Source organism: Paenibacillus ehimensis NBRC 15659 (genome assembly GCF_004000785.1).
Lineage (GTDB): Bacteria > Bacillota > Bacilli > Paenibacillales > NBRC-103111 > Paenibacillus_G > Paenibacillus_G ehimensis.
Genome location: NZ_BILX01000016.1, coordinates 29,960 through 48,996 on the forward strand (window position 1 = coordinate 29,960; position 19,037 = coordinate 48,996).

General features: G+C 53.7%; 22 protein-coding genes. 1 reads left to right on the forward strand and 21 read right to left on the reverse strand.

What is annotated here, in order from left to right; genetic code table 11:
• Positions 1–5 precede the first annotated feature (5 nt).
• The 13 genes from PEH01S_RS11780 to hisC form a co-directional block, all read right to left on the reverse strand.
• On the reverse strand, positions 6–629 hold the full coding sequence (locus PEH01S_RS11780) for a DUF1405 domain-containing protein (protein ID WP_051570209.1): 624 nt from the start codon (positions 627–629) through the stop codon (positions 6–8).
• 157 nt (positions 630–786) lie between these two features.
• On the reverse strand, positions 787–1,683 hold the full coding sequence (locus tag PEH01S_RS11785; protein ID WP_025846324.1) for a c-type cytochrome: 897 nt from the start codon (positions 1,681–1,683) through the stop codon (positions 787–789).
• A gap of 58 nt (positions 1,684–1,741) precedes the next feature.
• Positions 1,742–2,413, reverse strand: coding sequence for a menaquinol-cytochrome c reductase cytochrome b subunit (gene qcrB, locus PEH01S_RS11790; RefSeq protein WP_025846325.1), 672 nt, complete (start codon positions 2,411–2,413; stop codon positions 1,742–1,744).
• A 19-nt stretch (positions 2,414–2,432) separates the two neighbouring features.
• Positions 2,433–2,978: a ubiquinol-cytochrome c reductase iron-sulfur subunit gene (locus PEH01S_RS11795; RefSeq protein WP_025846326.1), complete on the reverse strand. Its 546-nt coding sequence runs from the start codon at positions 2,976–2,978 to the stop codon at positions 2,433–2,435.
• A gap of 241 nt (positions 2,979–3,219) precedes the next feature.
• Positions 3,220–3,672, reverse strand: a complete 453-nt coding sequence (locus PEH01S_RS11800) for a DUF2487 family protein (protein ID WP_025846328.1) — start codon at positions 3,670–3,672, stop codon at positions 3,220–3,222.
• Between the two features lie 113 nt (positions 3,673–3,785).
• Positions 3,786–3,977, reverse strand: a complete 192-nt coding sequence (locus PEH01S_RS11805) for an IDEAL domain-containing protein (RefSeq protein WP_025846329.1) — start codon at positions 3,975–3,977, stop codon at positions 3,786–3,788.
• Positions 3,978–4,030: 53 nt separating this feature from the next.
• Positions 4,031–4,543, reverse strand: a complete 513-nt coding sequence (locus PEH01S_RS11810; RefSeq protein ID WP_025846330.1) for a gamma carbonic anhydrase family protein — start codon at positions 4,541–4,543, stop codon at positions 4,031–4,033.
• A gap of 92 nt (positions 4,544–4,635) precedes the next feature.
• Positions 4,636–5,763 (reverse strand): hypothetical protein, encoded by a 1,128-nt coding sequence (locus PEH01S_RS11815; protein ID WP_025846331.1) that lies wholly within the window; start codon positions 5,761–5,763, stop codon positions 4,636–4,638.
• A gap of 185 nt (positions 5,764–5,948) precedes the next feature.
• On the reverse strand, positions 5,949–6,539 hold the full coding sequence (locus tag PEH01S_RS11820) for a histidine phosphatase family protein (protein WP_025846332.1): 591 nt from the start codon (positions 6,537–6,539) through the stop codon (positions 5,949–5,951).
• 65 nt (positions 6,540–6,604) lie between these two features.
• Positions 6,605–7,231, reverse strand: coding sequence for an anti-sigma factor family protein (locus PEH01S_RS11825; protein ID WP_025846333.1), 627 nt, complete (start codon positions 7,229–7,231; stop codon positions 6,605–6,607).
• Entirely contained in the window at positions 7,228–7,821 is a 594-nt protein-coding gene (locus PEH01S_RS11830; protein ID WP_025846334.1) for an RNA polymerase sigma factor, read from the reverse strand. The genes PEH01S_RS11825 and PEH01S_RS11830 overlap by 4 nt, the downstream gene beginning before the upstream one ends.
• A 397-nt stretch (positions 7,822–8,218) precedes the next feature.
• Positions 8,219–9,307 (reverse strand): prephenate dehydrogenase, encoded by a 1,089-nt coding sequence (locus PEH01S_RS11835; RefSeq protein WP_127485609.1) that lies wholly within the window; start codon positions 9,305–9,307, stop codon positions 8,219–8,221.
• On the reverse strand, positions 9,304–10,404 hold the full coding sequence (gene hisC, locus PEH01S_RS11840) for a histidinol-phosphate transaminase (protein ID WP_127485611.1): 1,101 nt from the start codon (positions 10,402–10,404) through the stop codon (positions 9,304–9,306). The genes PEH01S_RS11835 and hisC overlap by 4 nt, the downstream gene beginning before the upstream one ends.
• A gap of 215 nt (positions 10,405–10,619) precedes the next feature.
• Here hisC and PEH01S_RS11845 point away from each other — a divergent pair, with 215 nt between their 5' ends.
• Positions 10,620–11,018 (forward strand): hypothetical protein, encoded by a 399-nt coding sequence (locus PEH01S_RS11845; protein ID WP_025846339.1) that lies wholly within the window; start codon positions 10,620–10,622, stop codon positions 11,016–11,018.
• 94 nt (positions 11,019–11,112) lie between these two features.
• On the opposite strand, the gene trpA is transcribed toward PEH01S_RS11845, so the two are convergent.
• From trpA to aroB, 8 genes are all read right to left on the reverse strand, one after another.
• Positions 11,113–11,922, reverse strand: coding sequence for a tryptophan synthase subunit alpha (trpA, locus tag PEH01S_RS11850; protein WP_127485613.1), 810 nt, complete (start codon positions 11,920–11,922; stop codon positions 11,113–11,115).
• Complete coding sequence (gene trpB / locus PEH01S_RS11855; RefSeq protein WP_127485615.1) at positions 11,909–13,114, reverse strand: tryptophan synthase subunit beta; 1,206 nt, start codon at positions 13,112–13,114, stop codon at positions 11,909–11,911. The genes trpA and trpB overlap by 14 nt, the downstream gene beginning before the upstream one ends.
• Positions 13,107–13,799, reverse strand: coding sequence for a phosphoribosylanthranilate isomerase (locus PEH01S_RS11860; protein WP_127485617.1), 693 nt, complete (start codon positions 13,797–13,799; stop codon positions 13,107–13,109). Before PEH01S_RS11860 ends, trpB begins: the two co-directional genes overlap by 8 nt.
• 7 nt (positions 13,800–13,806) lie before the next feature.
• Positions 13,807–14,616: an indole-3-glycerol phosphate synthase TrpC gene (gene trpC, locus PEH01S_RS11865; protein ID WP_127485619.1), complete on the reverse strand. Its 810-nt coding sequence runs from the start codon at positions 14,614–14,616 to the stop codon at positions 13,807–13,809.
• Positions 14,606–15,649 carry an anthranilate phosphoribosyltransferase gene (gene trpD / locus PEH01S_RS11870; RefSeq protein WP_025846347.1) on the reverse strand — a complete coding sequence of 348 codons (1,044 nt, stop codon included), beginning with the start codon at positions 15,647–15,649 and terminating at the stop codon, positions 14,606–14,608. Before trpD ends, trpC begins: the two co-directional genes overlap by 11 nt.
• A 28-nt stretch (positions 15,650–15,677) precedes the next feature.
• Positions 15,678–17,219, reverse strand: coding sequence for an anthranilate synthase component I (gene trpE, locus PEH01S_RS11875; protein WP_025846349.1), 1,542 nt, complete (start codon positions 17,217–17,219; stop codon positions 15,678–15,680).
• 322 nt (positions 17,220–17,541) lie between these two features.
• Complete coding sequence (gene aroH, locus PEH01S_RS11880) at positions 17,542–17,919, reverse strand: chorismate mutase (protein WP_127485621.1); 378 nt, start codon at positions 17,917–17,919, stop codon at positions 17,542–17,544.
• A gap of 3 nt (positions 17,920–17,922) precedes the next feature.
• A complete protein-coding gene (gene aroB / locus PEH01S_RS11885; RefSeq protein ID WP_025846352.1) occupies positions 17,923–19,020 on the reverse strand; it encodes a 3-dehydroquinate synthase in 1,098 nt (365 codons plus the stop codon).
• Positions 19,021–19,037 lie beyond the last annotated feature (17 nt).

Below are 19,037 nucleotides of genomic sequence, written 5' to 3' on the forward strand. Positions count from 1 at the left end.
ACCGACTATTTGGACGGGTTTCTTGCCGGCCGAAGCTCTCTAACGAACCACAGCGCAAGAGCTAAAGCGACACTAAATACACTCAATGCTAAAGTAAACGTGGCAATTTCAGATAGATTGTCCTCCAGCACTTTCGGCAGCCATGGATAAACCCCTTGCCCGTAATCCATCGCATCGTTCCACAATACCCAGCAAGCGACCAGGATAACGGAGAGCCAACGATAACGGTACAATCTGAAGTATAGAATCGCTTCAGCCGCCATGCCAAGATGAGAGAACACCAGCATCCAATCCTGCCATACAAGAATATCTCCCTGATAAGCCCCGGCAAAAATCATCGCAACGGCCCAAATCCCATATTTAAACGAAGTTACGACAGCGAACGCTTCAACAAAGCATCTCCAGCCGCTTTTCTTGGTTGGGCTCAAAGTGCCGGCCTTCGATCGATAGTGGTCAAGAAGCCAATATGCTACCGCCCAAGTAAAAAACAAACTGGCGGTAGGGCTATCCGGCACAAATGGCAAATAAAGCGGCGATATTTCAACGGCCGTATAAACCAACTGATTGCCGTACCATATATAGCCGTATACCGTCCCAAGCAGATTAATCCAAAACAAACTCCACAGCATAAACCGGCTGCTCAAAAATTCGCGCGAAAACCAGTACGACAAGCTCCTTCCCAGCAAAACGGCTCCCTCCAGCTCCTTATGTGTTCAACCCCGCCGATCCTTAGCTTCCTCGATCTTAAAAAAACCTGACCGCGCTTAACGGTCAGGTTCGGTTGGATTATTTGCTTGCTTTTTGTTTGGCGAGCCAGTCAGCCAGCTTGTCGATGTCAGCTTCCGTCAAACCTTTTGAGATGTTCGCATCATATTGGGCCGGCATGCTGCCTTGGCCTTTCTTGATGATGCCGAGAATCTCATCCTTCGAATGCTTGTCGCCGACTCCGCGAAGTGCTGGAATTTTGGCGGAAGGCATTCCTTTCAGGTCGCCGCCGTGGCATGCAAGACAAGTGGATTTTTGGTAAATCGCTGCAGCCGGGTCGTCCGGCGCGACGATCGCTGCGGCTTGCTGAGCCGGTTTCTTGGCTCCGCCGCCGCCTTCTCCGCCAGCTTTCCCCTTGTTCGCATGCATTTCCTCTTCCCGCTTGATATGCTCGGGAATTACGTTTTTCTCTTTCAGTTCCAATTGATAGTGATGCCAAGACGTATACGTCAGATAAGTGACGGCAATCAGGCTCAAGAACATCAGAGAGGAAGCGATCGGACGCTTATAAAAGCGTCTTTCTTTCCCCGTATCCAAGAACGGCGCCAGCAACAGGCCACCGAAGAGGATACCCGGAACACCGACCGTACCGAGCACCACAAACTGGTTCGAAGTGTACGGATATTTCAGCAGCTGGTACATAAACAGGAAGTACCAGTCCGGCATCGGGATGAATTGGGTGTTCGTCGGATCAGCCGGATAACCAAGCGGAGCCGCTTCGGACATAACCAAAGTCAGAATCCCGACCAGAACGACAACGCCAACCATCCATTCTTTTAATAGAAAGTTCGGAATAAATACTTCCGATTTTCCGGGATAAGCGGAATAATCTTGGGGAATCATCCGCGACGACTTGGCACGTACGCGCGAATCCCCGACGTAAACGATTTTTTCATCAGTTTTATGACCGTGAGCCACGATTCGCCCCTCCTTCTCATTTTCTCATGAATACCGGCTCAGCAGGCCTCACCGGTTCTTACAACGGACCGGAAATCCCTTGCTTGCGGATCATGAAGAAGTGTCCGGCGAGCAGGGCAAGCAAAGCTCCCGGCAGGAAGAACACGTGCAGAGCAAAGAATCTGGTCAGCGTCTGAGCGCCTACGATCTCGCCGCCCTGCAGAAGCGTCTTGGCATACGGACCGATTAACGGCGCCGACTCGACGATCTTCAGCGTAACGCTTGTTGCGAAATAGGCTTTGTTATCCCAAGGCAACAGATAACCCGTCAAACCGAGTCCCAACATGACGAAGAAGATGAGCATACCTACTACCCAGTTCATCTCGCGGGGCGCCTTGTAAGAACCCGTAAAGAAAACGCGGAGCGTATGTAAGAACATCATCACGATAACTAAGCTGGCTCCCCAGTGATGCATGCCGCGGACAATAACGCCGAAAGCCACTTTATGCTGCAGGTAATCGACGCTCGCATAGGCATTGATAATATCCGGCACGTAATACATGGTCAGGAACATACCGGACAAGATTTGTATAACTGTGATAAAGAATGTCAACCCGCCAAAGCAATAGACGAATGCGGAGAAGTGGTGCGCCGGGTTTACGTGCTCCGGTACCTCGTGGTCCGCTACGTCCCTCCACATCGGCGTGATATCCAGACGTTCATCAATCCAGTTATAGACACTTTTAAACATCTGATGTTACGCCTCCTTATTACACCCGTTTGTTCGGACCGAGCTGACCCAGATACACAAAGCCCTGTTCGATCTTCACTTCATATTCGTCGAGCGGCAGCGGTGCGACGGCCAAGTTTTTGCCGTCCGCCGTATAGTGGGCGCCGTGGCAAGGACAGTAATATTGATCCTTAAATTCCGGGCTGCCGTTCCAGTTGACGGTACAGCCAAGGTGCTTACACGTCGGATTGAGCGCGAAGACTTTGCCGTCCTTCCCTTTGGAAATCCACGCCTCAAGCTCCGGTTCGCTTTCGTACCAGCCGTCCACTTGATGAATTTTAAATTTAAAGGATTTCGGCTCGTTCGTTACCTTCGATTCTTCTACAACCTTAACCCATTGAGCCTGAGCTTTAGGCTGAAGAACCGGATCCACCGCAAACCGAATCATCGGAACCAGCATCCCGGCGCCCATGAAAGCTCCCGCTCCGCCAAGGGTGTAGTTAAGAAACTGGCGTCTGGACATTTCACGACGCGCCACCGGCTTCTCACCGTGATGCTGCGACTCTTGATTCGAGTGATCGTTCATTCTCGTTCTACCCCCTTTTGCAACATATATCAGTCGTTCGACATAACTTTACACCAGATACTAGGACATAACTAATAATAGCTTACGTCTCTGGGTGCGTCAAGAATGCAGACAGGCCATTCCGGCGTGTAATTCTGGCCGCTGATAACACTGTTAACGAAATTGTCACAACTGCCGGAACACCCTGAAAATGAGGGCTCTTTGCATAGAATTTGCATTGTTGCCACAGATCATACATGCTTCACAGCGTTTGCCTGCCGCTCCATAAAGCCGTTACCGCTTCGGCAGCCCGTCTCTTCGCGTCGGAGGCGGATCGGCGAAGCTCATCCGGTGTAAATCGAAGCAAAAGATCCGCTTTTCCACTCAGCTCGTCCGGGTTTAAAACTAGCTCCTCCTCCGATTTGGCGGTCACGATCACCACATACCGGAATCCGGCTTCCTTAAGCCTGACGCAGGTTTCTCCAAGGAACGCTTCTCCCGGGCCCGATGGAACGAAGTGAATTGCAGGATAGGTAACCGTCCGGCCTTTAAACGGGATCTCCAATAGATCAAGAGCGTCGCGCAGCCGCTCGAGCTCGCTTGCCGCCTGCCACGGCACTTCCGTTCCCCGAAGTCCCGTTACCGGCAGCAGGCACGTGTCAAGGTAAGGGCGTAGCTCCTCCCACTGCGTTTCTTGAATGTCGCTGAATTTCATATACATCACCTTCTTTCCCGCTCTCTACTTTAACATAGAAAAAAGACATATGAACGGCTTCATATGTCTTTTCGCAAAAATGACACGTTTGTAGTCGGAGTGCCTTGAAATCGTCATTTCCCCAGAGAGCGCAGCGCATTGAGTTCGGTCGTTAGGGCAATGAAGGATTGTTCGTCTCCCTTGGCCAGAGCTTGATCGATTTCTTTATATAGAACCTGCTCTTTGTAGTTACGCAGTGCTTCATCAAGCAACATTTCAGCAAACAAACTCAGCATCATTTCGTTCGTCACATTCATTTTGCCCATGAGAACCTACCTCCAAACCGGGTCATGATTATTTCGATTCATTCCAGCATCCCTTACGTACGTTCTTTCCGATATTCCTCGCCCTTCAAGCAGTAGCTTTCCATGGTCCGTTTCATTCGTGCAAGGTCCGGCTCCTTCAGCTCGCGCACTACTTTAGCCGGAGATCCGAGCGACAAGGTAAACGAGGGGATCGTTTTGTTTTCGGTCACGAGAGAACCCGCTCCTATTAAAGCATATTCACCGATCACGGCCCCGTTAAGTACAATCGCCCCCATGCCGATTAATGTGCCTTTGCCTACGCGGCACCCGTGAATAATCGCACCATGTCCGACAGAAACCTCGTCTTCGACGATGAGCGGCTGGTCTGTGTTGACATGACCGATGCAGCCGTCTTGTATGTTGCTCCTTTTTCCGATTCGGATCGGGGCCAGGTCGCCACGGAGCACCGCATTGTACCAGATCGTTGCCCCCTCGCCGATTTCGACGTCGCCGATGATCTGCACGCCAGGTGCGAGAAAAGCGGAAGGATGAACCGTAGGGGTGATGCCGTTATAGCTGTGAAGCATAGTTATCGCCACTCCTTTGTAAAGCCCAAGCGTCCGGTCTTAAACGGAAGGACGGATCAGGCGGCTTAAATGGAGTGATTGTAGCAAGGGGATTACCGGTTGTCAAATGGCAGCACGATATTTTCTTCATCCGGCACGTAAGTGCCTTCAATAATACTGCTGCCGAGCTTCGTCACCTGAATGACGCGGCCGTGCCGTTCTTCTTCTCCGATCCGGATCAGCCCCAGATGCATCATCATTTGGACGATACGCTGCTCCAGGATGGAGTCGGGCGTATCGTAATAAAAGGGACGGATCAGCGGTCCGAGCACCCGCTTCACGGAATCGAACGTCACCCAGCCTTTGCACAGACGATTCAGCCACTGAGCAATCGATTGCAGATGTGGAACGGGGCCTTTATAAAGCCTTAACCAGAAACGGTACACCTGAACCGGGTCTTCCTTCCCTCCTTCGTTGACCCGGGCCAGCCCTTGCTCCGTCAGCGCAAGCACCTGATGATGCTCGGTGATAAGATCGTTATAGTAGCAATAGTCGTAGATGAAGGAGAAGCGGTTCGGATATTCGCGGAACATCCGTCCGTAGCCGAAACGCCAGGCCGTCTTCCCTACCGGTTCCTCCCGCACGGCCAGCCGATCCAGCACCTGCTGAAGACTTCTTTTGTACATCGCGTTGTCGCTCGTCAGCATCACTTCCTGATCGCGAAGAAAGAGCAGGAAGTTCGCGATATCGTCCAGGATCAGCTTTTGCTCATCCCGGTAGACGGGGGGCTCTTCGACAGCGTCCAGCTGCTGCTCGAATCGCTTTGTCAGGGCGGTGACAAACCGGCGCTTCAAATCCGCAGGCACTTGAAACAAATATTTGGTCTGCTGCGAATGGCCGTTAAACAGCCAGCCTAGCTGCTTGAAGCGGGTAATCGTATCGCGCGGATTCCAAGCCGCATCCGTTTCCTCTTTCTCGAACCGGCTCTGCTGCACCCGGGCGACCAGCTCCTCCAGACTGAACGATCCCCGCTGGTCGAACAGCAGCGAGTTGAGAAACCGGATATCCTGGGTGGACAACGCCCCGATCTGACGGTCGAAAATGTCCCTTCGTCCTACGGTTGACAAAATCGATTGAATCAGCTCGTTCTTCGAATGCCCGTTGCACTCGCAGTTGTACGTCCCTGCGATGCGGCTCAACTGGTGAATGTCGGCATAGCTTAACATGTCGGCTAAATTCATCCGTTCGTCCCTCCAGAACTTCCCTCCAAAACTTTCCTAGTACCCATTATGGGAAAATGTTCTAGATTTAAACGCGGTCGCTCAAAAGTTTATTTTCGCCCAACATAAAAAAGCGGAGCTGCAAGCACTTCTAAAAATAGAAATGCGTGCAACACCGCTTCATTTCGGCCAACATGATGCATCTGTCATGCCCCTTGCCCAAGCTCCGCGAGATGGACGGTACAGTTCAGCAGACGGCACTGCCAGCCATCCGGCGTCCGCTCCATGATCGTGAGCGACGTATTGCTCAGATGCTCCTCAATCTTTCTTCCGATAAACTGTGCCAGCACCGGTGCGATGTATCCGCCATGGCTGACGAGCAGAATCCGTTTGCCCCGATGCTCGCGATCCACATCGACAAGAAAGGACGCCCAGCGCGCAAGCAGCTTCTCGTCGCTCTCCACGCCGAGATCCAAGTCTCTCCACTGCTCGCCCCAACGGTCAATACGCTCCTGCAGCGTGGTCCCTTCCAACTCCCCGAACGACCGCTCCCTCAGCCTGGCATCCAATCCAAGAAGCGGAGCTCCGGTAAGGCGGGATATCGTAAGAGCCGTTTCTTTAGCCCGCAGCAGGTCGCTGGCGATAACGCCGTCCCATGCCTCTCCCGAAAGACGCTTTGCCAGCAATTCAGCCTGTACCCGGCCTACTTCAGCCAAGGGAGTGTCCATCTGCCCCTGCATGCGTCCCGCCAAATTCCATTCCGTTGTTCCGTGACGTATAAATCCAAGCGTTAACATTCCTTCGCCGACTCTCCTTTTCTGTCTGCTACAAAAGGCAAAAGCCCCGGAACGGGGCCTTCTCGTTACTGGCGGGTGCGCAAAAACCAGTTCATGATCAGCAGCGTGCCGGTCAATCCGAATAACGAAACGAAAAGCATATAATCGTTGACCGTATGAATAGGTCCAACCTGATACATGAACGGATCGCTGAACCCGCGCAGGCTGGCTACGGCTGTTGGCATCGCATGTACGTTCATCGAATCCGATTGCCCGGCAACGGCAACGACGGGATCGTTCATCCGCCCGAAAACCGCAGATTCGTGCGGAGAACCGGCTTCGTACCGACCCTCGTTCATAAACGAAAAGTAAAGGGTAAACACAAACAAAGCTACAAAGCAAGCGATAACCGCAGTCAGGTTCCGCCTCAGCTTATAAGAGAATTGATACAGACGGTCGCCGACGGGCACACGCCACGACTCATCCGCGTAGATTCGCTTCATTACGCTGGAAGATACGGAGACCTCGCCGCTATCGAACGTCGTTTCCACCCCAGCCGTTCGGATTAGCTCCGTGCTCTCCTGCCATATTTGAAATTCTTCAGCGCAGGCCGGGCAATTTTTGATATGCTCATCCACCGCCAGCCGGTTCGGATCGTCTTCCGGCAAGTCCCAGTATACGCCGAAAAAATCGTAAACGTCATCGCATTTCATCGTCGATTCATCTCCTCATACTCCTCAAAGATCGGTTCAAGAAAGTATGGTTCCAGTTGAAGCTTCACACTGGCCCTTGCTCTGAACAACAAAGACTTGACCGAACTCACCGTTTGTCCGAGGATATTCGCTATCTCTTGATAGTCAAGCTGGTCATACTCTCGCAATATAAGCGCGGAACGCTGCTTCTCAGGCAAATTGTTGATCGCATCGCGAACCATAGTCACCTTTTCGTTGCGAAGCACCGTTTGCTCCGGCAATGTTTCCACTGCGGTTTGAGGCGTGTATCCGCTTTGCTCCAATGAAACCTGGGTGTTCTTATGTTTACGCAGCTCGCTAAGAACCGTATTGCGCGCAATGGTGTAGAGCCAAGTGGAGAAGGTCGCCTCTACCTCGCGGAACGAATGCAGGCTGCGGTAGGCCTTGTAGAAGGTCTCGTTGCACAAGTCCTCCGCCAGCGATTCCATTTGTGCGCTTTTCAGCATATGAAAGATGAATGCCAATATTTTACGTTCGTAGCGGCGCATTAATTCATCGTAAAGTTGGACATTGCCGTCCTTGATTTCTCTGATCAACTGGGAATCGGTCATGCGAGTGCGACCCTCCTTGTGATTCCTGCTTACTCCCAGCGATGCTACTTTGTTGTACTGTTGGGGGAGTAAAAAAGTTGCGGTCTATTTTAAAATTTTTTTTAGAATTGGGGACGATCATATAAGATTCGAGGTAACAAGCCAAAAATCCTGCTTTTCCGACAAGATTCATAACTTTTTCCAAAAACAGGTGTGCACTTTTACTCTTTTTGAACCCATTTTCTGTATATGCGCACCGGCAAAAAAAAGACCGCCTGAAATTCAGGCGGTTGCACAGTGTGCCATTATTCGGATAGGAGTGGAGAGAAACCATACTGTACTTTTATTATATGTATACGTTTACAAAATGTCAATGGTTTTTTTGAAAACGTTTACGGATTTTTTTAGAAAAAAAAGACTACACGTGGACCGCGTAGTCTTTTTTAAGCAATTCGAGCGCTTTGTCCATTTGTGCTTCTTCCCGGAACGATAAGCGCAAAACCCCGGGCACATCTTCCCGGCTTTCGATGATCTGAATGTTGCTGAGGTTGATCCGATGGCTGCCCAGCAGCGTTGTGATCTGTGCGATGATGCCCGGATGGTCGGGCACGTCCACATAAATATCGTAGAACGAATGAATGACGCCCTTGCGCCGCTCCGGCAGTCCGTTGCGGAACTGGTTGGCCTTCTGAAACTCACGTTCGATGCCAAGACCGTCCTCCGCTTCCAGACGTCCGATGAACCCGGCAATTTCGTCATTCCAGTCCCGAAGCAGCTTCAGGACCACTTCGCGGTTGTTGATCAGAATATCCCGCCAGATGACCGGATCGCTGGATGCGATGCGCGTGATGTCGCGGAAGCCGCCAGCCGCCAAATTCTGGTACAGCTCGTTCGATTCATTGTATCGGGCAATCTGGTTAACGAGCGCCACGGCAATAATATGCGGCAGGTGGCTGATTGCGCCGACAATCTCGTCATGCAGCACCGGGTCGACCTTTACCAGATGGGCCCGGGTATGCTGGAGAAGCTCCGCAAGCCGGTCATAAGCTTCCTTCGGCGTTCCCGCATCCGGCGTGAGCACGTAAAAGGCGTTCTCGAACAATCTGGAGCTCGCCGCCTCCACGCCCGACTTTTCCTTCCCCGCCATCGGATGGCCTCCAATAAAATGGACTCCCGGCAGCTTAAGGCGAGAGGCGCAGGCGGTTACGCTCGCTTTCGTACTTCCTACGTCGGTAATGACGCAGCCCGGCTTGAGCGGGAGAGCGGACAGCTTATGCAAATATTCCTCGAGGTTGCCTACCGGGACGCACAAAAAAATAAAGTCCGCCTCCGCTGCTGCTTCCTCAATCGAAGTGGTCGCATAATCCACGACTTCGCGCTTCAAATATTTCTCTACGGACTTCGGGTTATTGGAATGGCCGACGACCGTCAGTCCCGGCTTCCCCTTGAAACACAGAGCCAGCGAGCCGCCGATCAATCCGACTCCGAATATGGAAACCTTTGTCATAAAACGGCCACTTCGCTCAGAACTTGCCCCAGCGCTCCAAGGAATTTGTTGTTCTGCTCCTCGCTGCCTACCGTGACCCGGATCATGGTCGGGTAGCCCCAGCTCGGATCGTGGCGGACGATAATTCCTCTGCGCAGCAGCCCTTGGAATACCGCGTTTCCATCCCGCTTCACGTCAACCATAATGAAGTTGCCGTGAGCATCGAAGTACGGCAGTCCCATCTCGGCGAATTTCGCTGTCAGCTTCCGGATTCCTTGCGCATTAGCCTCACGGCAGGATTCGATGAACGCATCGTCGTTCACCGCCGCCAGCGCCGCTTTTTGGGCAAAACTCGTCGTATTGAACGGCTCGCGCACTTGATTGATCGAGCGAACGACATCGGGATGGCCTACGCCGTAACCGATGCGCAAAGACGCCAAGCCGTATATTTTGGAAAACGTGCGCAGCACGACGACATTATTATGCTTCTCCAGCAGCTTGACGCTGTCGGGATATTGCCCGCTCACGTTGTACTCCGCGTAAGCTTCGTCCAGCACGATCATAACGTTCTTCGGCACAGCCTCCAGGAACTCGGTAATTTCCGCTTCGCTCAGCATCGTCCCTGTCGGGTTGTTCGGGTTGCAGATCCAGACAATCTTTGTCCGGGAATTTATTTTGCCCAGCATCGCTTGCAGATCGTGCTTTCCGTTCGCATCCACGGGGACCTCGATCACCTTGGCCCCTTCGATCTCGGCGTTGTGCTTATACTGCGGAAACGTCGGATAGGCGGTAATGGTCTCATCTTCCGGGGTCAAGAACGCGCGGGCGATCATCAAGATGACTTCGTCCGACCCTAATCCGAAAATAATTTGATTCGGCTGTACCCCCAGCTTACCGGCAACGGCATTCGTCAGCTCGACGGCGCCGCCGTCGGGATAGATGCTGACTTGGTCGAGCATCGCGGTAATCGCTTCTTTCGCTTTGGGAGAGCATCCGAAAGGATTTTCATTGGAAGCAAGCTTGATCACTTCCGTCAGACCAAGCTCGCGCTTGACTTCGTCAATCGGTTTTCCCGGCTGGTAGACCGGGAGATGAACGATATTTTGTTTAGGCTGCACGACAAAGGTCACCTCGTCACATGAATTAGTAGCTCCAATACCGGAATCATTTCCCCATTAATTTTCGCACAAGTCTAAGAAAATGTTAAGCTTTATATTTACTGCTATTTAATAACCCATTTATTTACACAATAGGCCGGAATTCCTTGTTTTGTCTTGCGATTCAACTTATAATCTAGCTGGAAACTCATAGTTTGCTTTAAGGAGTGATTTACTTGTTTAAACGCTTTGGAATTGCCGTTGTTGTCGTAGCGATATTTTTCGGATTGGCTTTGGTTCCACAAGTGGAAGCAGGATATGGTCATGTGTTCAAAACAGGAGATGGAAAATGGGACGGAAACGTTAAAACCACTTCCACTTACAATATGGCTGAAGTAGTGTTGTATAATCTTAAACCTAATGTCAAAGCATCAACGTTAAAGGTACGGTTGTGCAGCCGTTCAACCGGAAACTGTACGAACTATAAAACGGTGGGAGATTTCGAAGGCGCATATCTTGTAAGTTTCTCTTATTTGAAGCCTGCCACTTATGATGTCGATGTGGCGTATACGGGTTCCGGAAGTGTTTCCGGAAAATTGGATGCGATTGCCGGAAGGGAAATCCAAAAAAACTAGGGCAGACGCCCCACCACGGCCTCTGCTCGTGAATGAACAACGAAAAATTCTAAACAGCCTCGCTAAATTCGTCAATTTAGCGAGGCTGTTCCCTTTATCCAATCAGTTGTCGCACAAATTCATGAATTTTCGAGAGCCCTTGCGATTTTGTTGATTCATCCGTGAGAAGCGGCAGCGTTTCTTCCACCGTGCGCACCAAAGCGCTGCCCACCACAATCCCGTCGCACGTTCCCGCGAATCGCGCAAACTGCTCTGGCGTAGAGATGCCGAACCCGATTGCGATCGGCAGATCGGTCGACGATTTGACGGTAGTCAAAAATTCGTCGATCCCCGTGTGGAACTCGGTCCGGGTCCCCGTAACGCCGAGCGACGATACGCAGTAAACGAAGCCGCTGGCGCGCGAAGCGATTCGCTGGACGCGTTCTTTGGATGTCGGGGCGACAAGCGGAATGAGATGAAGGCCGTGCTGCTGCGCCAGCGCCCTTACCTCTTCATCCTCCTCCATCGGCAGATCGGGAATAATAAGTCCGTCAATTCCATTTTCTTGCAGAAGCTTAAAAATACGGTCAAGCCCCGTTTGCAGCACAGGATTATAATAAGTAAACAAAATAAACGGGATTTCGCAGCCTTCGCTGCGCGCCTCGCGGGCCGCTCCGATGCAATCGAGAATCGAGATGCGGTTCGCTTTGAGCGCGCGCATGGACGAGCGTTGGATGACCGGGCCGTCCGCCAGCGGGTCCGAATACGGAACGCCAAGCTCGATCATCGCCGCTCCGGCTTTCTCAAGCTCTTTAATGATGTCGACCGAGGTCCGCACGTCCGGGTCCCCGATCGTCAAAAACGGGATGAAAGCCGGCTGTTTTTGTTCACGCAGCTCGGCGAATTTCCGGTCAATGCGATTCATCGGCAGATCCTCCCAAATAATTCATGATCGCTTCCACATCTTTGTCGCCGCGTCCGGAGAGACTGACAACAATGATTTCGTCTTTGCTCATGGCCGGCGCCCGCTTGATCGTCTCGGCGATCGCGTGCGCGCTTTCCAGCGCCGGGATGATGCCTTCCTTGCGGCTCAGCAGCTGCAGCGCGTCCAACGCTTCTTTATCCGTAATCGGAACGTACTCCGCCCGGCCGGTATCTTTCAAATGGGCATGCTCCGGCCCGACGCCCGGATAATCGAGTCCGGCGGATATCGAGTGCGCTTCCTGGACTTGACCGAATTCGTCCTGCAGCAAATAGCTGTACGAGCCTTGGAACACCCCTTGGCTGCCTTTCGTCATCGTCGCGGCATGCTTATCCGTATCGACGCCCCGTCCGGCGGCCTCAACGCCGATCAAACGCACGTTCTCGTCCTGTACGAACGGATAGAACATTCCGATCGCATTGCTTCCCCCGCCAACGGCCGCGATCACCGCATCCGGCAGCCGCCCTTCCAGCTCGAGAATTTGTTTGCGGGATTCGTCGCCGATAATGCGCTGGAAGTCCCGTACCATCATCGGGTACGGATGCGGGCCTGTAGCCGAACCGAGGATGTAGAACGTATCGTCCACGTGGCTCACCCAGTAACGCAGCGTCTCGTTGCAGGCATCCTTCAGCGTCCGGGTACCGGAAAGCACCGGAACCACTTCCGTGCCAAGCAGGTTCATCCGGAACACGTTGAGCTGCTGCCGCTTCATGTCCTCCTCGCCCATGAACACCTTACACTCAAAGCCGAGCAGCGCGGCAACCGTGGCTGTAGCAACGCCATGCTGGCCGGCACCGGTTTCGGCGATAATTTTCGTTTTGCCCATCCACTTCGCGAGAAGCCCTTGGCCGAGCGCGTTGTTAATTTTATGAGCTCCCGTATGGTTCAAATCCTCGCGTTTCAAGTAAATTTTGGGGCCGCCCAAATGCTCGGTCAACCGTCCTGCGTAATATAAAGAAGTCGGACGTCCCGAATAACGGTGCAGCCAGTAGTTCAGCTCCTCCTGAAAACGAGCGTCTTTGGCGTATTTCTTAAACGATTCCTCCAGCTCGATCAAAGCGTTCATCAGCGTTTCCGGCACGTAACGCCCGCCGAACTTGCCGAATCGGCCGTGAATATCCGGTCCGTTATACAATGGTCTGCACCCTCTCGACGAATTTTTTTATTTTCACGATATCTTTGACGCCTTCCGTTTCAACGCCGCTCGACACATCAACGCCATCGGGCGTATACACGTCGAGCAGGTCCCGCACATTATCCGGCTGAAGCCCTCCGGCCACAAGCAGCGGAATGCCGGCCTCCCGGCACCAGGCGAGATAAGGCGGTATCGTGTCCCACGCGAACGTTTTGCCAGAGCCCCCGCCGTAAACCGGATCGTATGTATCCAGCAGCATGCCGTCTACGGCATGGCGGTACGGCTCCAACCTGACTGTGCTATGGGACTCCTCCCCAACCATCGTTTCACCGGCTGTAACGGTAAATACTTTAAAAACGCGCGTCCCTGGAAAAGCATGCTTCACTGCGCGACAAAACTCGGCGCTCTCTTTTCCGTGAAGCTGCACGACATCCAGCGCCGCCTCTTGCAGTACCGCCTCCAGCTCTTCCATCGTCGGATTAACGAAGACGCCGACGGCAGCGGGCGTCTTCGCCCCGGCAGCCGACTTCATGCTGCGGATCATTTCGCCGGCCTGCTGAGGCGTTACCTGCCTCTTGCTGGGCGCGAAAACGAAACCGACATAATCTACCGGAAGTGCGGCAACCTGCTCCGCCATTTCAGCCGTCCGCAGACCGCATATTTTTACGCTCACCCGCGCTGTCATCCGCTGCTCACTCCTTGCCGGCGCCCGTTTCGGAATAAGAGCCCATCAAGGTATGCACAGCTACGGAAACGTCCGGCTGACGCATGAAATGCTCGCCTACGAGCACTGCATGAGCTCCAACCGATCGGAGCCATTCGATCTCCTCCGGCTTCGAGATGCCGCTTTCGCTGACGACGGTCGTCCCTTTCGGGATGGAGCCTACAAGCTGTTCCGTCGTGCGAAGATCGGTCACAAACGTTTGCAGATTACGGTTGTTGATGCCGATCATCGTCGGGTTCAGCTCCAGCACGCGGGCCAGCTCCTCCTGATCGTGCACTTCAATCAGCACATCCAGACCGATGCTTTGGGCGATCGATTGGAATTGACGCATCTGCTCGGTCGTCAGGATAGCCGCGATCAGCAGAATCGCGTCGGCTCCGATACAGCGCGCCTCATAGATTTGATGCGGATCGATCGTAAAATCTTTGCGCAGAAGCGGCACGCCAACGGCCTGCCTCACCCGGCTCAAATAATCATTGGAGCCCTGAAAATACGGCGCGTCGGTGAGCACCGAAAGGCAATCCGCTCCGGCCTCCTCGTAAGCCTTCGCCAACCGGACGGGCTCGAAATCTTCCCGGATCAAGCCCTTGGAAGGCGAGGCCTTCTTCACCTCCGCAATCAGTCCCATCGGCCGCTTCCGTCCTGCGCTCAGCGCGCGCTCGAATCCGAGGCACGGCGCCAGTCCGGCGATCGTTTTTTCCATTTCGTCGATGGTAATTTGCTCTTTAAGCGACGCGACTTCCTGCCGTTTGGTGGCAACAATGCGATCAAGAAACATAGCTCTCTTCTCCCGTACATTGGACTAATTGCTCCAGCTTCGCTTGGGCCCGGCCCGAATCGATAACCGATGCGGCAAGCTTCACGCCTTCCTGCAGCGTTCCGGCCATTCCGGTGACGTAGAAGCACGCTCCGGCATTGGCCAGCACGATATCGCGGCAGGCGCCGGTCTCCCCGGCGAAAATCCGGCGAATGATGCCCGCGTTCACATGGGCGTCTCCTCCGATAACATCCTTGAGGCTGTAAGTGCGAAGCCCCAGCTCATCCGGCGTGATTTCAAAAGTACGAATGTTCCCGTCCTTCAGCTCGGTTACCTGTGTGCCGGCGGAGATGCTGATTTCGTCCAGCCCGTCGAGACTGGCGACCACGAGCGCGCGTTTTACGCCGAGCGCCTGCATCACATGGGCGATCGTTTCCGTTTTGCCGCGGTCGAAAATGCCGAGCACCTGGCGATCGGCTCCGGCTGGGTTCGTGAGCGGGCCCAGCAGGTTAAACACGGTGCGGACGCCGAGCTCCTTGCGCGGGGCGGCAACGTGCCGCATCGACTGATGATACAGCTGCGCAAACATGAAGCAGATTCCGACCTGCTCCAGGCAGCGCGCTGCCTGCTGCTGATTCAATTGAATATTGACGCCAAGCGCTTCGAGCACGTCGGCGCTGCCGCTTTTGCTGGACATCGCCCGGTTCCCATGCTTTGCCACGCGGATACCGCCCGCTGCCGCTACGATGGCCGCCGTCGTCGATATGTTGAACGTATCTGCGCCATCGCCGCCGGTGCCGCACGTGTCGAGCAGATTCGTCTGCCTGGTGCTGACCCGGCTTGCTTTCAACCGCATCGTCTCGGCAAAGCCGGCAATTTCCTCGATCGTTTCCCCTTTCATGCGGAGTCCCGCAAGCAAAGCTCCGATCTGCGAAGGCGTTGCTCCGCCATCCATAATGTCGGACATCACTTCGCGCGCCTCGGACCGTGTCAAGTGCTGCAGCCCGATGATTTTCCCGATCGCCTGTTGAACCGTCAACGTCGTTTGTTCCATCTTCCGTGCCTCCCCTTATCCCGATGTATTACTGATAATAATCGTGATTGATCAATGCATACTCCGGCGGTTTCGATGCAAAAACGGCTTCCGCCATGCGGATCGATTTCAGCATGCCCTTCGCTTTGTTGATCGTCTCCTGGTACTCGTTCTCCGGAACGGAATCCCAGACGATCCCGGCGCCTGCTTGGACATAAGCTTTGCCATTCTTGAATACGATGGTGCGGATCGTAATGCACGTATCGAGGTTGCCCGAGAAGCCGAAATAACCGATGGCTCCGGCGTAAGGACCGCGCGCTTCGTTTTCCAGCTCGGCGATAATTTCCATCGCTCTGAGCTTCGGAGCGCCCGAAACCGTACCGGCGGGCAGGCACGAAATAAACGCGTCGAAGAAATCTTTGTCCTTCGCCAGCTTGCCGGAAACGTTGGACACGATATGCATGACATGGGAGTACCGCTCGATTTGCATGAACGTGTCGCATTTCACCGTGCCGAATTCAGAGACGCGCCCGAGGTCGTTGCGGCCCAGATCGACAAGCATCAAGTGCTCGGCACGCTCTTTCTCGTCTGCCAGCAGCTCTTGTTCGAGCGCGAGGTCTTCTTCAGTCGTCCGCCCGCGGGGACGGGTACCGGCGATCGGCCGGGTCTCCACCTTCTCGTCTTCCACCCGGACGAGCAGCTCGGGGGATGTGCCGACGATGACCTCCTCATCCATTTTGAGGCAGTACATGTAAGGCGACGGATTCATCGTTCTGAGTATACGGTACACATGCAGCGGCGAAATGTCCGTTTCGATCTCGAAGCGCTGGGACAGGACCACTTGAAAAATATCGCCCGCCCGGATATACTCCTTCGCTTGATCGACGTTTGCCAAAAACTGCTCTTTCGTCACGTTCGAGCGGACTTCCCCCAATTCGACGTCGTCGGGGATGGATTGATGGTTCATCGTCAGCGCCGGAAGCGGGCGCTTCAGACGTTCGATCGTCGTATCGATTTTGGCGCATGTTTTTTCGTAGGCGGCGACGATGTCCGCTTCCGTACCGTGGGGAGGCACATGCACGTTGGCGATAACTTTCAGTTGCTGCTTAAAGTGGTCGAACACGATCACTTGATCGCAAAACATAAAGTCCAAATCGTTCATCTGCAGATCGTCCTGCCGGTGGGCCGGCAGCTTCTCATAATACTGCAGCAGATCATAACCGAAAAATCCGACGGCACCGCCCGTAAAGCGCGGCAAATCCGGCAGCGAAGGGCTCGTATACGCACTTAAATGCGCTTTAAGCACATCCACCGGTTTTTCCTTCGAGATCGTCGTTCCTTCCGGACCTTCGATGCGAGTCACACCGTTTTTTGCCTGAATAAACATAAACGGGTCTGTTCCGATAAAAGAATATCGGGCCCATTTGATCCCGCCCTCGACGCTTTCCAGCAAGAAAGCACGCTTCTCTTCGTAAAAATGTTGAAATACGCGGATCGGCGTCTCCGTATCGGCCATCAGATGGCGGACGACGGGGATCAGGTTATACTCGCGGGCAAGCCGAACGACTTCCTTTGCTTCCGGTGTGTGCATCGTCATCTCTCCTCTTCTCAACTCAAAAAATAACTTAGCTCTGCAAACGTAAAAAAGCCTCTACGCATCGTAGAGGCGGTATTCAGCGGATGAAGGATTCGTTCAAACGGAAAGCATCTCCAAAGTACGTTAAACAGCCCTAGGGTAGGTTAAAATAAACCTGCCGATAGTGCGCCGCACGCATCCTGACGTTCTTTCCCGGAACGTGTAAATCTTCTCTCTTCTCATCTCAAACTGAACTAGGCTCACTCTCTACTCTGCTCTGTTACTACTAACTCACTCTTATCTGCTTAACTCGTTGTAATTAACTATACTACCTCAATTATGCTTTTGTCAATTTGGACAAATCGGGACGAAGCCGCATCGCTTCTCTTTGATAAACATGAATGATTTCATTTTGCTGTTTGTCCGTATTGACCATCACCATTAAACGAATACAGCGGGGCAATCCGCCCTCCACCGGAATTTCGAGCGAGCACATCAACGGGACCAAGTCCCAGCCCGGCATCTGGCGGATTGCCCGCGCAGGAAACGTCGCCGTCAAATCCGGCGTCACTGTAACGAATACGCTGGCAATTTCCTCCGGAATGATCCCGTTTTCGATGATAATTTGATTGAGCAGCGCGGTTGTTGCCGATAAAATGTCATTCTCTTCGTTGCGCTCCACGGTCGTTGCTCCGCGGATTCCTCTTACGAACATCCGTCAGTCCTCCCGTTTTAACCGATCCACGATCTCTCTGACCCATTCCGCGGATACGTTCTTGTTAATTTCGACTTTGCCGATGGCCGTTGGAACGATGTACACCATGCGGCCTTCGCTGAATTTCTTGTCATGCATCATCGCACGCATGATGGCCTCGGTATCGAAGTGCGCCGGAATCCGCGTAGGAAGGCCAAATTTCTTGAAAATGCGTTCGGTCACCGTAAGAATTTCTTCCGGATTGCCCATACGCACCGACAGCATCGCCGCACCGACCATGCCGATGGAGATCGCTTCGCCATGCAGCAGCTCATTGTAGCCGGCCACCGCCTCTAGCGCATGACCGATCGTATGTCCAAGGTTCAGGATCGCGCGAAGATCGTTCTCCCGCTCGTCCCGCGACACGACCGCCGCCTTGACGGCGCAGCCTTTGTACAAACCGTACTGGAGCGCTTCCGGGTCCAGCCCGATGAGCTTCTCCGCATTCGCTTCGCACCATGCGGTAAATTCCGCATCCCAGATCAGCCCGTGCTTGATCATTTCCGACAATCCCGCGCGCACATCCCGATCCGGCAAAGTCAGCAGCGTAGACGTATCGTATAACACCAGCTCCGGCTGATGGAACGCGCCGATGATGTTCTTCGCCAGCGGATGGTTGACGGCAACCTTGCCGCCCACGCTGCTGTCGTGAGCCAGGATTGTCGTCGGGATTTGCACAAACCGGACGCCGCGCATATAACTGGCCGCCACAAACCCGGCCAAATCGCCGACAACGCCTCCGCCGAGCGCAACGACCGTCGATTTGCGGTCCAGTCCCGCCTGCAAGCAGGCACCGATGACGTCTTCCAGCACCGCGAGCGACTTGGACTTTTCGCCTGCCGCAACGGTGTAGGACACCGCCGTAAAGCCGCCCTCCGCCAGCCGGTCCAGAGCCAGGCTCAGGTGATGCTTCGCCACATGATCGTCGGTTACGATAAGCAGCGGCGAGGCTTTGCTAATCCCGTGCTTCTCGAAGTACGCGGCGATATCCGCGAGCAGGCCCTCCCCGATATAAATCGGATAGGACCTCGTACCAAGGTCTACCGTTAGCTCTCTGACCATAAATCCGGCTCTCCCGC

Bases quoted from the DNA above. Each gene is read 5' to 3' on its own strand.
- PEH01S_RS11780 (WP_051570209.1), bottom strand. From the start codon at position 629: ATGCTGTGGAGTTTGTTTTGGATTAATCTGCTTGGGACGGTATACGGC.
- qcrB (WP_025846325.1), bottom strand. From the start codon at position 2,413: ATGTTTAAAAGTGTCTATAACTGGATTGATGAACGTCTGGATATCACG.
- PEH01S_RS11795 (WP_025846326.1), bottom strand. From the start codon at position 2,978: ATGAACGATCACTCGAATCAAGAGTCGCAGCATCACGGTGAGAAGCCG.
- PEH01S_RS11800 (WP_025846328.1), bottom strand. From the start codon at position 3,672: ATGAAATTCAGCGACATTCAAGAAACGCAGTGGGAGGAGCTACGCCCT.
- PEH01S_RS11805 (WP_025846329.1), bottom strand. From the start codon at position 3,977: ATGGGCAAAATGAATGTGACGAACGAAATGATGCTGAGTTTGTTTGCT.
- PEH01S_RS11810 (WP_025846330.1), bottom strand. From the start codon at position 4,543: ATGCTTCACAGCTATAACGGCATCACCCCTACGGTTCATCCTTCCGCT.
- PEH01S_RS11815 (WP_025846331.1), bottom strand. From the start codon at position 5,763: ATGAATTTAGCCGACATGTTAAGCTATGCCGACATTCACCAGTTGAGC.
- PEH01S_RS11820 (WP_025846332.1), bottom strand. From the start codon at position 6,539: ATGTTAACGCTTGGATTTATACGTCACGGAACAACGGAATGGAATTTG.
- PEH01S_RS11825 (WP_025846333.1), bottom strand. From the start codon at position 7,231: ATGAAATGCGATGACGTTTACGATTTTTTCGGCGTATACTGGGACTTG.
- PEH01S_RS11830 (WP_025846334.1), bottom strand. From the start codon at position 7,821: ATGACCGATTCCCAGTTGATCAGAGAAATCAAGGACGGCAATGTCCAA.
- PEH01S_RS11835 (WP_127485609.1), bottom strand. From the start codon at position 9,307: ATGACAAAGGTTTCCATATTCGGAGTCGGATTGATCGGCGGCTCGCTG.
- trpA (WP_127485613.1), bottom strand. From the start codon at position 11,922: ATGAATCGCATTGACCGGAAATTCGCCGAGCTGCGTGAACAAAAACAG.
- PEH01S_RS11860 (WP_127485617.1), bottom strand. From the start codon at position 13,799: ATGACAGCGCGGGTGAGCGTAAAAATATGCGGTCTGCGGACGGCTGAA.
- trpC (WP_127485619.1), bottom strand. From the start codon at position 14,616: ATGTTTCTTGATCGCATTGTTGCCACCAAACGGCAGGAAGTCGCGTCG.
- trpD (WP_025846347.1), bottom strand. From the start codon at position 15,649: ATGGAACAAACGACGTTGACGGTTCAACAGGCGATCGGGAAAATCATC.
- trpE (WP_025846349.1), bottom strand. From the start codon at position 17,219: ATGCACACACCGGAAGCAAAGGAAGTCGTTCGGCTTGCCCGCGAGTAT.
- aroH (WP_127485621.1), bottom strand. From the start codon at position 17,919: ATGTTCGTAAGAGGAATCCGCGGAGCAACGACCGTGGAGCGCAACGAA.
- aroB (WP_025846352.1), bottom strand. From the start codon at position 19,020: ATGGTCAGAGAGCTAACGGTAGACCTTGGTACGAGGTCCTATCCGATT.